Source organism: Reyranella soli (assembly GCF_007992495.1).
Taxonomy (GTDB): Bacteria; Pseudomonadota; Alphaproteobacteria; order Reyranellales; family Reyranellaceae; genus Reyranella; species Reyranella soli.
The window spans coordinates 136,943-150,199 of the sequence record NZ_BKAJ01000030.1 but is presented as its reverse complement, the minus strand read 5'-3'; the positions used below and the strand labels follow the sequence as shown (position 1 = coordinate 150,199).

Annotated in this window: 11 protein-coding genes; 8 read left to right on the top strand and 3 right to left on the bottom strand. The window is 65.7% G+C overall.

Annotated elements, in window-relative coordinates:
- The first annotated feature begins 73 nt into the window (after nt 1-73).
- The 5 genes from RSO01_RS08040 to RSO01_RS08020 all read left to right on the top strand — a co-directional run bounded on the left by RSO01_RS08040 (nt 74) and on the right by RSO01_RS08020 (nt 6,060).
- Nucleotides 74-1,687 (top strand): ABC transporter substrate-binding protein, encoded by a 1,614-nt coding sequence (locus RSO01_RS08040; protein ID WP_147147962.1) that lies wholly within the window; start codon nt 74-76, stop codon nt 1,685-1,687.
- 248 nt (nt 1,688-1,935) lie between these two features.
- Nucleotides 1,936-2,928, top strand: a complete 993-nt coding sequence (locus tag RSO01_RS08035) for an ABC transporter permease (RefSeq protein WP_147147960.1) — start codon at nt 1,936-1,938, stop codon at nt 2,926-2,928.
- A gap of 7 nt (nt 2,929-2,935) precedes the next feature.
- The gene (locus RSO01_RS08030; protein WP_147147958.1) at nt 2,936-3,868 is read left to right on the top strand and encodes an ABC transporter permease; all 933 of its coding nucleotides are present in this window, start codon (nt 2,936-2,938) and stop codon (nt 3,866-3,868) included.
- Between the two features lie 118 nt (nt 3,869-3,986).
- Nucleotides 3,987-5,021, top strand: a complete 1,035-nt coding sequence (locus RSO01_RS08025; protein ID WP_147147956.1) for an ABC transporter ATP-binding protein — start codon at nt 3,987-3,989, stop codon at nt 5,019-5,021.
- A gap of 10 nt (nt 5,022-5,031) precedes the next feature.
- On the top strand, nt 5,032-6,060 hold the full coding sequence (locus tag RSO01_RS08020) for an ABC transporter ATP-binding protein (RefSeq protein WP_147148059.1): 1,029 nt from the start codon (nt 5,032-5,034) through the stop codon (nt 6,058-6,060).
- 572 nt (nt 6,061-6,632) lie between these two features.
- Here RSO01_RS08020 and RSO01_RS08015 read toward each other — a convergent pair.
- A complete protein-coding gene (locus RSO01_RS08015) occupies nt 6,633-7,568 on the bottom strand; it encodes a lytic transglycosylase domain-containing protein (protein WP_147147954.1) in 936 nt (311 codons plus the stop codon).
- Between the two features lie 198 nt (nt 7,569-7,766).
- Between RSO01_RS08015 and RSO01_RS08010 the strand changes: the two genes are divergently transcribed.
- Both RSO01_RS08010 and RSO01_RS08005 read left to right on the top strand, forming a co-directional pair.
- Nucleotides 7,767-8,960, top strand: coding sequence for a M20 aminoacylase family protein (locus RSO01_RS08010; RefSeq protein WP_147147952.1), 1,194 nt, complete (start codon nt 7,767-7,769; stop codon nt 8,958-8,960).
- 46 nt (nt 8,961-9,006) lie between these two features.
- Nucleotides 9,007-9,876 (top strand): DUF6671 family protein, encoded by an 870-nt coding sequence (locus tag RSO01_RS08005; RefSeq protein ID WP_147147950.1) that lies wholly within the window; start codon nt 9,007-9,009, stop codon nt 9,874-9,876.
- Between the two features lie 94 nt (nt 9,877-9,970).
- On the opposite strand, the gene RSO01_RS08000 is transcribed toward RSO01_RS08005, so the two are convergent.
- Complete coding sequence (locus RSO01_RS08000) at nt 9,971-10,726, bottom strand: response regulator transcription factor (protein WP_170302919.1); 756 nt, start codon at nt 10,724-10,726, stop codon at nt 9,971-9,973.
- Between the two features lie 131 nt (nt 10,727-10,857).
- Nucleotides 10,858-12,399: a winged helix-turn-helix domain-containing protein gene (locus RSO01_RS07995; protein WP_147147946.1), complete on the bottom strand. Its 1,542-nt coding sequence runs from the start codon at nt 12,397-12,399 to the stop codon at nt 10,858-10,860.
- Nucleotides 12,400-12,707: 308 nt separating this feature from the next.
- Here RSO01_RS07995 and RSO01_RS07990 point away from each other — a divergent pair, with 308 nt between their 5' ends.
- A complete protein-coding gene (locus RSO01_RS07990; protein ID WP_147147944.1) occupies nt 12,708-13,202 on the top strand; it encodes a hypothetical protein in 495 nt (164 codons plus the stop codon).
- Nucleotides 13,203-13,257 lie beyond the last annotated feature (55 nt).

The following is a 13,257-nucleotide window of genomic DNA, read 5'->3' as shown; positions in this document are numbered from 1 at the left end:
TAGCGCATAACACACTAGGGGTCGGGGAGACCGTCGGCGCAACATAGGTGGGGCGCCACAAAGGGGTAACACGATGATTTTCAGTTTGCGGCAGTCTGTTGCGCTGGCGGCGGTCGCCTGCGCCGGTTTCGGCATGGCGTCGATGGCCGAGGCCAAGACCTTCAAGTGGTCCAATTCGGGCGACGTCAGCTCGATGGACCCGTACGCCCGTCAGGAGACCTTCCTCCTGACCTTCACTCAGAACATCTACGATCCGCTGATCCGGCGCGACAAGAACCTCAAGCTCGAGCCGGCGCTGGCCACCAAGTGGGGGCAGACCGATCCGACGACCTGGTTCTTCGACATCCGTCCGAACGTGAAGTTCCATGACGGATCGCCGCTCACCGCCGACGACGTGGTGTTCTCGCTGAACCGCGCCAATGGCCCGGGCTCGAACCTGCAGAGCAACTTCGTGTCGGTGAAGGAGATCAAGAAGGACGGCGACATGCGCGTCGTCGTCACCACCAAGTATCCCGACCCGCTGCTGGCCGACAAATGGGCGGCGATCACGATCATGTCCAAGGCGTGGGCCGAGAAGAACAACGCCGTGAACTCGGCGGACATGACCAAGAACGAGGAGAACTTCGCCACCCGCAACGCCATGGGCACCGGCCCCTTCATGCTGAAGGAGCGCAAGGCCGGCGAGCGCACGGTGCTGGTGAACAATCCCAACTGGTGGGACAAGCCCGAGCATAACCTCACCGAGGTGATCTTCACGCCGGTCGCCAACCCCGCGACCCGCATCGCCGCGCTGAAGGCAGGCGACATCGACATGACCTACGAGGTACCGCCGGCCGACACCGAGTCGCTGAAGAAGGACGCCAGCATCAAGGTCATGGAAGGCCCCGAGACCCGCGTCGTCTATCTCGGCATGGACCAGGAGCGGCCCGAGCTGCTCGAGTCCAACGTCAAGGGCAAGAACCCCTTCAAGGACAAGAAGGTCCGCGAGGCCATCCACCGCTCGATCGACGTCGAGGCGATCAAGCGCACCGTGATGCGCGGCCAGTCCTACCCGACCAACCTGATGGTGGCGCCGGGCATCAACGGCTACATGAAGGATCTCGACAAGCGGCCGGCCCTGCTGAAGCCGGACGAGGCCAAAAAGATGCTGGCCGACGCCGGCTATCCCAACGGCTTCGAGGTCGGCATGGACTGCCCGAACGACCGCTACGTCAACGACGAGAAGATCTGCCAGGCCGTCGTGGCGATGCTCGCCAAGATCGGCGTGAAGGTGAATCTCAAGGCGCAGACCCGCAACCTCTACTTCGCCAAGATCCTGCGCAAGAACGACCTGTCGCCGGGTGAGACGAGCTTCTACATGCTCGGCTGGTCGCCGGCCCAGACCTACGACGTGCACAACGTCTTCGAGGCGCTGATCCAGACGCCGAACAAGACGACCAAGAAGGGCCAGTTCAACGCCGGCGGCTACTCGAACCCTGAGCTCGACAAGCTGGCCGACGCCATGGAGCAGGAGACCGACAAGGCCAAGCGCGATGACGAGATCGCCAAGGCCACCAAGCTCTATGTCGACGACTTCGCCTACATCCCGCTGCACCAGCAGGCGCTGGTGTGGGCGTCGCGCAAGAACATCGACCTGGTGCAGCCGGCCGACAACTCCTTCCCGCTGCGCTTCGTCAACGTGAAGTAGGGAACGGTAAGCAACCGACGAGATCACCTCCACCGTCTGACGGGGGAGGTGGCCCGAAGGGCCGGAGGGGGAGAGCCCCAGTCCGGCCCTCTCTCGTTTCAGATCAGATCTTCAATTTTCGCCAATTCCCTGCGTGGCCTTCCCCCTCCCGGCCTCCCCCGTTTGACGGGGGAGGAGGAAGAGGCCAAACGCACATTCCGTTCTGGCGTCTTTCCTGCTAGGCCTCTGCCGGGCCGACCTTATCCATCATGATTGCCTTTATCCTGCGACGAATGCTGCAATCCATCGCCGTTCTGGTGGCGGTGGGCTTGGTCGCCTTCTCGCTGTTCCGCTACGTCGGCGACCCCATCAACGCCATGGTCGGCCAGGACACCTCGATGGAGGACCGGGCGGCCCTGCGCGAAAAGCTGGGGCTGAATGATTCGCCACCCGTGCAGTTCCTGCGATTCATCTCCAATGCGGCCCGCGGCAATTTCGGATTGTCCTACCGCACCTCCGAGCCGGTCAGCCGCATGATCTTCGAGCGCATACCCGCGACCCTCGAGCTCGCCTTCTGTGCGGCGATCTTCGTCCTCTTCGTCGGCGTGCCGATGGGCGTCTATACCGGGCTCTATCCCAAGCACTGGTCAAGCCGATTGCTGCAGACCGTCTCCCTGCTGGGCGTGTCGTTGCCGCCCTTCCTGCTGGGCATCCTGCTGATCCTGGTCTTTGCTGTCATGCTGCACTGGCTGCCGTCGTTCGGCCGCGGCGAGACCGTGCAGATCGGCTGGTGGACCACTAACTTCCTCACCCTCTCAGGCCTGAAGGCCCTGATCCTGCCCTCGATCACCCTTGGCCTGTTCCAGCTCACCCTGATCATGCGCTTGGTGCGCTCGGAGATGCTCGAGGTGATGCGCACCGACTACATCAAGTTCGCGCGCGCCCGCGGGCTCTCCAACCGCGCCATCAACTTCGGCCACGCGCTCAAGAACACCTTGGTGCCGGTGATCACCGTGATGGGCCTTCAGCTCGGCACCCTGATCGCCTTCGCCATCGTCACCGAGACGGTGTTCGCCTGGCCGGGTGTCGGCCAGCTCTTCCTGCAGTCGGTGCAGTTCTCCGACATCCCGGTGATGGCGGCCTACCTGCTGCTGATTGCGCTGCTGTTCGTGGTCATCAACCTCGTCGTCGATCTCCTCTATTTCGTCGTCGATCCGCGCCTGCGCAGCCAGGGCGGCGCGGCCAAAGTCGCGGGCCACTGACATGGCGATGCAGCAACCCGCAACCACCAGCTGGCTGCACCGCATGACCGACAGCGACATCTGGTGGAGCTTCAAGTCGTCGCCCACCACTGTCGCGGCGGCAGCGGTCACGCTCTTCATCTTTGTCATCGCCTTCTTCGCGCCACTGCTCGCGCCGCACACGCCGTTCGACCCGGCCACGCTCAGCCTCAGCGACGGGCTGAAGCCGCCGGTCCTGGTCTCGCCCGACGGCGAGTGGACCTTCCCATTGGGCACCGACGACCAGGGCAGGGACGTGCTGAGCGCGATCATGTACGGCACGCGGCTGTCGCTGATCGTGGGCTTTGCCTCGGTGATCGTGGCCATGGTGATCGGTATCGCGCTCGGCCTGGTCAGCGGCTATGTCGGCGGCGCGGTCGACACGGTGATCATGCGCATCGCCGACGTGCAGCTCACCTTCCCGGCGATCCTGGTGGCGCTGCTGATCGATGGCGTGGTGCGCGGCATCATCTCCGTGCAGCGCCACGACGAGATCGCGATCTTCGTCATCGTCGGGGCCATCGGCCTTTCCTTCTGGGTGCAGTATGCCCGCACCGTGCGCGGCTCCGTCCTGGTCGAGAAGAACAAGGAGTACGTGCAGGCCGCCCGCGTTATCGGCCTGTCGCCGGTGCTGATCATGGTCCGCCACGTGCTGCCCAACGTCACCGGCCCGGTGCTGGTGATCGCCACCATCAATCTCGGCCTCGCCATCATCACCGAGGCGACGCTCTCCTTCCTGGGCGTCGGCCTGCCCTCGACCCAGCCCTCGCTCGGCACGCTCATTCGCCTCGGCAACGAGGTCCTGCAGTCGGGCGAATGGTGGGTGATCGTCTTCCCCGGCGCCATGCTCGCCGCCCTGGTGCTGGCCGTGAACCTGCTGGGCGACTGGCTGCGCGACGCCCTCAATCCGAAACTGCGATGAGCATCATGACGCACGGTAGCCGCCGCACCACAACTGTCATCCCGAGGGCGAAGCCCGAGGGACCTTTAAGGGGCCAGGAAAGGTCCCTCGCTACGCTCGGGATGACACCGAGGGTTTAATGGCCAGCCCCTCCAACAATCCGCCGCTTCTCGAGGTCAAGAACCTCAGGGTCGAGTTCCCGACACGGCGCGGCACGCTTTTAGCCGTCGACGACGTCTCCTTCGACATCGCTCCCGGCGAGGTGTTGGGCGTCGTGGGTGAATCGGGCGCCGGCAAGTCGCTGACCGGCAACGCCATCATCGGCCTGCTCGAGCCGCCCGGCCGCATCGCCGGCGGCGAGGTCAAGCTGGAAGGCCGGCGCATCGACAACCTGCCCTATGAGGAGATGCGCAAGATCCGCGGCCACAGGATCGGCGCCATCTTCCAGGATCCGCTGACCAGCCTGAACCCGCTTTATTCGATCGGCCGCCAGCTGGTCGAGACCATCCAGACCCATCTGCCGCTCTCCGCCAGCCAGGCGCGCAAGCGCGCTCTCGATCTCCTGAAGGAGGTCGGCATTCCCGGCGCCGAGAACCGCATCGATCACTATCCCCACCAGTTCTCCGGCGGCATGCGCCAGCGCGTCGTGATCGCCCTGGCGCTGTGCGCCGGTCCGCGCCTGATCGTGGCCGATGAGCCGACGACGGCGCTCGACGTCTCGATCCAGGCGCAGATCATCGCGCTGCTGAAAAAGCTCTGCCGCGAGCACCAGACGGCGGTGATGCTGGTGACCCACGACATGGGCGTGATCGCCGAGACCGCCGACCGCGTGGCGGTGATGTATGCCGGCCGCATCGCCGAGATCGGCCCGGTGCGCGACGTGGTCAAGCAGGCGAAGCACCCCTACACCAAGGGCCTGATGGGCTCGATCCCGAGCCTCGGCGTGCGCCACGACAAGCTCACGCAGATCGACGGCGCCATGCCGCGGCTCACCGAGATCCCGACGGGCTGCGCCTTCAACCCGCGCTGCACCTTCCGCGGCAGCCGCTGCCTCAGCGAACGGCCGGATCTGATGAGCGCTGGCGCGAGCCGCGCCGCCTGCTGGCTGCACGATCGCGGCGGCGTCGGCGCGCCAATTCCCAGTGACGGCGCCAAGGAGCTGGTCGATGCCTGACGGCGCGAGCATGAACCAGTTCGTCAAGATCGAAGGGCTGAAGCGCTACTTCGATGTCTCCGCCCCCTGGCTGGTGCGCACGCTGGAAGGCCGGCCGCGCCAGATCGTGCAGGCAGTCGACGGCATCGACATCGAGATCGCTAAGGGCGAGACCTTCTCGCTGGTAGGCGAATCGGGCTGCGGCAAGTCGACGGTCGCCCGCCTCGTGGTCGGCCTCTATCCGCCGACGGCGGGCTCGATCGAGTTCGACGGCAACGACATGGCTGGCTCGCGCAGCCGCGCCGACATGGCGGCACTCCGCCGGCGTATGCAGATGATCTTCCAGGACCCGTACGCCAGCCTCAATCCGCGCTGGCGCGTGTTCGACATCGTCGCCGAACCGATCCGCGCCTTCGGGCTCGCCAAGGACAAGGCCGATCTCGAGAACCAGGTCGGCGAGCGCCTGCGCCAGGTGCGGCTGACGCCGGCCGACGGCCGCAAGTATCCGCACGAATTCTCCGGCGGCCAGCGCCAGCGCATCTCGATCGCCCGCGCGCTCGCGAGCCATCCCGAGTTCCTGGTGTGCGACGAGCCGACCTCGGCGCTCGACGTCTCGGTGCAGGCGCAGATCCTGAACCTGATGGTCGACCTGCAGCGCCGGCTGCAGCTCACCTATCTCTTCATCAGCCACAATCTCGCGGTCGTCTATCACATCTCGACGCGCGTCGGCGTGATGTACCTCGGCCGCCTGGTCGAGGTGGCGCCGACCGACACGCTGTTCCGGCGGCCCAAGCACCCGTATACGCGGATGCTGCTGGACACGATCCCCGACCTCGACATGACCGGGCGCCAGCGCGCGCCGGTGGCGGGCGAAGTGCCGAGCCCGATCAACCCGCCTTCGGGCTGCACCTTCCATCCGCGCTGCCCCTTCGCCAACGAACGCTGCAAGGTCGAGCGGCCGAAGGCGCTGCCGATCGAGGGCGGCACTGTGGCATGTCATGCGATCGAAGAAGGCCGGCTTGGCGTCGAGGAACGGTCGTACGCTGCAAGCGCGGCCTAGGCGCTCTGCACCGTGGTTTTGACGGGCTGAAGCGCAAACGGCATCGTGTTCGTGCGACTCCGTGGCTAATATTCGCAAGCCATTGGCGCGCTGCGTTTTTCGGCCCTGCCGGCGGCTAACTGCTGTCCCCTAAAAGGGGACAAAAACGACATTTCGTGCGCCTCGGCTCGACCGCTGGTCGGGTGAATTCCCGCTAGTTTCCGCGAGACCCGGAAGCACCGACGAAGCCATTGAATCTTCCGCCTTTTTGAATTTGCGCCATTTCCGCAGGCGGTTTCCACGCTGTGGCAGTGCCGGGTCGCTTCGGGTTGGCTTCGCTTGGGATGACGGAAGTCGGACCCGGCTGGGTTGCCGCCGGGCGCGATGGTATCGGATGAACGATGCATAGAGCGGAGCCACCGGGAGGCGAGCGCGAAGCCAATATAACTGAAGTGCTTTATCGAGTCAACTGTGGTTCTAATTATTGCGCCCCATAGGCGGTAGAGCGGCGCAATTTCTCCGGGCCGGGACCGGTGCCAGCAGTGCTGGCAATCACACCGTCCCCGCGCCAAACCGTCATGATCACTGCGGAGCTACTGGTTTCGCGGATTGCGCAGGACGACGCAGGCCCCGCCAGCGGCACGCAGTTTTGAACACAGCAAGTCCGCCGATGCCCGGCTGCTTTCCGAGACGCGCACGATGAACCTTGACGGCGCGCGACGGTACGCCTCCACGACGAGCGGCAGCCGGTCACCGAGGACCGCGCCGTATTTGCGCCGCAGCTGCTCGTAGGTGGCGAGCACGCGTCCTTCCGACCACGTCCCGGCAAGCTGGACGCCCCACGGCCCCCACGCCGGATCGGCGGTGAGATCGCGCCGCCGCCGCGGCGTCTCGAGCATCAGCTTGGCGAGCTCGACGCAGCGTTCGCCGGTCGGCGGCGTGTTCGAGAACGACAGTTGCGGCGGTGTCGACGACGCCCACTCCTGCGCGGCATGACCCGTGATGATGCGGACATAGGCCTGTGTCTCGAAAGGCAGCCCGCGGCGGCCGGAGAGCCATGCTTCGACCTGGGCGGGGCCGGCATTGTAGGCCGCCGCGGCGAGGCCGAGGCTGCCGCGGAAGGTCGTGCGCAGCTCGCGCAAATAGCTCGCCGATTCGCGCAGCGCTTCCAGCGGCTCGAATGCATTGATGAGCCCGCGCATCGCGGCGGTCTGCGGCATGAACTGCGCGATGCCCCGCGCCCCGGCCGGGCTGACCGCCGTCGGGTCGAACCGGCTCTCCTGCCAGATCAGGCGCGTGAAGAACTCCTCGGGAAGCTCGTTGTCGGCAGCCGCCTGCGCCAGCGTGCGGCAGATGTCGTCGACGGAGGGGCGCCGATCCTTGGCGTCCGTCTCGCTCTTCGCGGCCGGCCCCTCCTTGTCTTGCGGTTCGGCACGCGCCGGCATCAGGTACGCCAGGGCAGCGGCGAGCGTCACACATGCTGCCGTGAGCCGCACCATCGAGCCCTGCCGGAGCATCGCGCGCTTCATTGGATGGAATGCCTCCTGCGGCTGAGCCGGCTCGTTCTACACATGGTTGCATTGGCCATCGCAGGAGGCAATCGTGCCATCCGGCGCGGGACCGAACTTCCTGCACTATGCCTGATGTGCGCGGGCGCATGCTCGGCGCGCTTGACCCGTCGCCGGGCATCCTTACGATCCGCACCCATATTTGGGAGAAATAGCGGAATGCCGGTCATTAATCGTATCGCCTCGTTTCACAAGGACATGACCGCTTGGCGCCATGACATTCACAGTCATCCAGAGACGGCCTTCGAGGAAGTACGGACCGCCGACGTCGTCGCTGAAAAACTGAAATCCTTCGGTATCGAGGTGCATCGCGGCCTCGCCAAGACCGGCGTGGTGGGCGTATTGCGCTCGGGCTCCTCCAAGCGGGCGATCGGACTGCGCGCCGACATGGATGCGCTCGATGTGCACGAGACCAACGAGTTCGATCACAAGTCGACCATCCCCGGCAAGATGCATGCCTGCGGCCACGACGGCCACACCGTGATGCTGCTGGGCGCCGCCAAGTACCTCAGCGAGACCAAGAACTTCGACGGCACCGTCTACTTCATCTTCCAGCCGGCCGAGGAGAACGAGGGCGGCGGCCGCGTCATGGTGGAGGAGGGGCTGTTCGACAAGTTCCCGGTCGAGGGCGTCTACGGCATGCACAACATCCCGGGCATCCCGATCGGCCGCTTCGCCGTCCGGCCCGGCCCGATGATGGCGGCGTACGACATCTTCGAGGTGGTGGTGAAGGGCGTCGGCGCCCACGGCGCCATGCCGCATCACGGCATCGATCCGGTGGTGGTGGGCAGCCACATCGTGACGGCGCTGCAGTCGATCGTGGCGCGCAACATCGACCCGATGGACACCGCCGTGGTCTCGACCACCCAGATCCATGCCGGCGACACGTGGAACGTGATCCCGCAGGAATGCGTGCTGCGCGGCACCGTCCGCACCTTCAAGAAGCCGGTGCAGGACATGATCGAGCGGCGCATCGAGCATATCGCGCGCAACGTCGCCGCGGGCTTCGGCGCCGAAGTCACCAAGTGGCGCTACGAGCGGCGCTATCCCGCGACCGTGAACAGCGAGCAGGAGACCGAGTTCGCGGCCAAGGCGGCCTCGGCCCTGGTCGGCCTCGAGAACGTCAACCGCAATCCGACGCCGGCCATGGGCAGCGAGGACTTCGCCTGGATGCTGCTGAAGCGGCCCGGCTGCTACATCTGGATCGGCAACGGCGACGGCGCGGGCAGCTGCATGGTCCACAACCCGGGCTACGACTTCAACGACGAGATCCTGCCGATCGGCGCCTCCTACTGGGCGACGCTGGTCGAGCAGCAGCTCGCCCGACAGGCCATGCCGCAAGCGGCCGAGTAATTCTGCTGGAGTAAGTCCCATCGATTCGGTCGTCGACCGTGGTGCCGTGGCTCTGACAGGACATCATCCTTACGCCGGCCAGCGCATCGGTCTTGCGACCATGCACGCCAAGGAGCTGGCGGTGGCGCCGCCGTTCCGCCGGCTGCTCGATGCCGAGATCGTGGTGGCGCCGCAACTCGACACCGACGAGCTCGGCACCTTCTCGGGCGAGGTACCGCGGCCCGACGCCCTGGTCGAGACCTGCGCCATCAAGGCCGAGCTCGCCTTCCGTTCGCTCGACGTCGACTGCGCCATCGCCAACGAGGGCAGCTACGGGCCGATCAACACCGTGCCGCTGGTGCCGAGCGGCGTGGAGATCATGGCCTTCATCGACCGCAAGCGCGGCATCAAACTGATCGAGACCCTGCCGACGCATCGCACCAACTGGCGCCTGCTGCGCTTCAAGGCGGGCGATCCCAACATTCCCGCCGCGGTGAAGGCGATCGGCTTCCCGCGCTTCGGCGTGTTCGTGCTGTGCAGCAGCGACATGGACCATCCGATCAAGACGGGGCTGGATACCCTGGACGACGTCGTCTCGGCGATGAACCAGGAGGCCAGGCGGTCGGAGGACGGCATGGCCGTGTTGATCGCTGACATGCGCGCCCATCGCAACCCCTTGCGCATGCGCGTGCTGCGCGCGCTGTCCTGGAAGCTCGCCAAGCGCCTGGAGCGGCTCTGCCCGAAATGCGACACGCCGGGCTTCGGCTCGAGCGGCAACCGCCGCGGCCTGCCGTGCGAGGATTGCGGCAAGCCGACCCACTGGGTGCATTTCGAGATCGACGGCTGCTCGGTCTGCGGCCACGCCGAGACGCGGCCGCGCAAGGATGGGCGCACGACGGCGAAGAAGCTTTCGTGCGCGAGTTGCACCCCGAAGTAGCTCTCTTCCGGACCGCCGACGCCTGCCTCCGCCGAAGCGAAGCCGCTTCGGCTTCGCGCAGGCAGGTCTCGCCGGCGGTCTGGAAGGTTCTGAGTTAGCCCTGCTCAGGCTTGCGCCAGGAATATCCGACACCCGCGAAGTTCTCGATCTCGGCAAAGGCTGGGTCGAGCGCCAGGAACTTCTTGCGGATGCGCTTCATCGCCGACCTGACATTGACAAGATAGCCGTCGGTGCCGAAGCCGGCCATGAAGCCTGCGTAGTGCATGGTGTCGTAGATCGCCCGGTAGGTCAGCGGCTTGCCGGCGTTGGCGACCAGCAGGCTGATCACCTTGTACTCGGTGAGCGTCAGCCCGGTATCGGCTCCGCGCCATTCGATGCGCGGGTTGCGATGCCACAGGCTGAGCGCGCCGCAGACCACCGGCGTTTCGCGCTCGGCCGGGGCGACAGCAGGCCGCCGGCGGCTGCCGACGACCATGCGGTTCAGTCGCTGGGCAATGATGTCGATGCCGCGCATCTTGTCGATGAAATCGATGGCGCCGCGATTCAGTGCGAGGTGCTCGTAATCGACCAGGGCGCGGCCGGTCAGGAAGGCAACAGGCACGTCGATGCCGCGATCCCGCATTGCCGACAGCACGTCGATTCCTGACATGCTGGGCAGCGTCCAGTCGAGCAGCAGGGCGTCCGCTTCGGACGCCCTGTCCAGTTCCTTGAAGAGCGAAGGACCGTCGAGGTAGCCGCGCGTCGCGAAGCCTCGGTCCTCTAGCTCGGCCATCATGGTTTCGAGATAGAGCTCGTCATCGTCGACGAGCAGCACGCGGTTGTTCGAAGTCTCCCAGTTCGTTGACGGCATTTGACCCACGTCCTTTCCCACACACCCGTCGCACGAACGTCGGGCGCGAGGGCTTAGTTTCCATGGCACTGGAAGGACACAGGTGGGCATGCCGGGTGTTGCTGAATAGCAACACTTTTGGTCCTTGGGGCCTACTCCAGACCAGCGCGGCGGAACGCTTCCAGGTAGTGCGCCCGTTCGACCGGGTCTCTCACCAGCATCTGACTCTCGACCCAGGCCAGCGAGATGTTGGGCTGCGTGCGGCGCAGCTCCTGCAGGGCGGACTGGGCGAGGTCGTGGTCGCCCGCCATGGCGGCGGCTGCAGTGAGGATGCGGTAGCCGCCGACGAATTCCGGGCGCTGGCGGATCCCCTCGCGGGCGAGGCGCACGGCCTCTGCATAGTTGCGACCGACGAACTCGGCGTAGGCCGCGACGCCGCTGAAGATGGCCGAAAACGGATCGCGTGGGCTGAGCCGGAGCGCTCGCCGGGCGGCGTCGGCGCCCTCGCGCCAGCGTCCAACGCCGGGCAGCACCAGGCCGTAGTAGCCCAGCGCCAATGAGAAGTTCGGATTGAGGCGCAGCGCCCGCTCGAACGCGGCCAGCGAATCGTCGAAGCGCCCGCGGTGCAGATGGATGGTCGCCAGCGCCAGGTGCGCCCAGGGATCCTCACTGTCGGCGCGGACCGCCTCGAGAGCGGCGCGCTCGGCGACCGGCACGGCGACAGCCGGATCCTGCCAGCCCATGTGGGCGCCGAACATGGTGCTGACCGCATATACCGCCAGCGCCTGAGCGTAGTCCGGCGAGAGGACGATCGCCTGCTCGAGGAGCTGCAGGGCCAGCAGATTGTCCGCCTTGGTCACGCGCCAGTAGTGCGATAGCGCGCGCATCACCAGGTCCCAGGCGTCGAGCCTCTCCGGCGCCTTGCGCTGGGCGCGGAAGCTCTCGTTGGCCCAGACCTGCGGCTCGATGGCGGCCACCACCGCCGCGGTGATCTCGTCCTGGATGGCGAACACGTCGGAGAGCAGGCGGTCGTAGCGCTCCGCCCACAGCTGCTTGCCCGTTGTGACCTCGTTGAGCTGCGCGGTGATGCGCACGCGATCGCCGCTCTTGCGCACGCTGCCCTCGACCAGGTAGCCGACGCCCAGCTCCTCGCCGATCTGCCTCATCGGCACCGGCTTGCCCTTGTAGGTGAAGGAGGAATTGCGGGCGATGACCAGGAACCAGCGCAGCCGGGAGAGTTCCGTGATGATGTCCTCGGAGATGCCATCGGCGAAGTAGTCCTGCTCCGGCTCGCCATTGGCGTTCACGAAGGGCAGCACCGCGATGGCGGGGCGCTCTGCGCGCAACGTGGGCGCAGGGGATGATGCCGGTGACGGGCTGGCGCTGCTTGTGTCCACCGATCCGACGAAGCGGATGCCGCGCCGGGCGACGGTCCGGATCAGCCTTTGCGCATCGCCGTTGTCGCCGATCGCCCGCCGGGCGGCGTTGATGCGGCTCGCCAAGGTCGAATCCGACACGATCCGACCGCGCCACACCGACGCTATGAGGTCGTCCTTGCTGACGACACGGTCGCGATTCCGGACCAGGTGGAGCAGTAGGTCGAATACCTGCGGCTCGACTGCAACCGACATGCGGCCGCGATGTAGCTCGCGTCGGTCGGCATCGAGCACATGATTGTCAAAGACGAATTGCACGCGGGAATGCCTCACGATGCACACGGGGCTGGGAACATCAATCAAGAGCTTCTCAAGGACAAATCAATCATCCGTCAAAGTCTTGCAGCGCGAGTTCGGGCATTTGGGGGCCGCTCGATGAAGACCCCTCACCGAGGAAAGGAAAAGCGTGCCCGTACGCATATCAACTCAACACACTGGCGCTGCGGAAATCCTGATCCGCTGAACGCTCGCGCGTAACCCGCTTCTCCATCTCTCGATGTCTTGGCCACGGGTTCGGCAATGCCGGACCGCGCCTCTCTCTGTTTGTCAGTGAAGAAGGAAAGCAAATGACTGTTGCCTACTGCCTCAAGTTTCTGACGGTCGCGGCTTTGATATCGCTTGCGACGGCCGTCCTCGCCCAGCAGCGCGGCCACACGCTGGTGGACAAGGTGCGCATGGCCAACGACCGCTTCAAGGACGTGTCGGTCGCCGTATCCGAGGGCTACGCGCCGATCCCCTGCGCCAGCGGCATCGATGGCGGTGCGATGGGTGTCCACTATGTCAGCGAGCAGCTTTTGAAGGCCGACGCCGTCGACATCGCCCATCCGCAGGCGGTGATGTACGAGCCGGGACCCGACGGCAAGATGGCGTTGATTGCGGTGGAGTACATCACCTCGAAGGGGCCCGCCCAGCTGCAAGGCCAGCTCTTCAACTTCATGAACGCGCCCAACCGCTACGGGCTGGGGCCGTTCTACGAGCTGCATGTCTGGGCCTGGAAGAGCAACCCACGCGGCGCCTTCGCCGACATGAACCCCAATGTCACCTGTGAGCACGCGCATTGATGGTCAACCGTCATCCCGAGCGAAGCCGTCCGGAGGACGGCGCAGTCGAGGGACC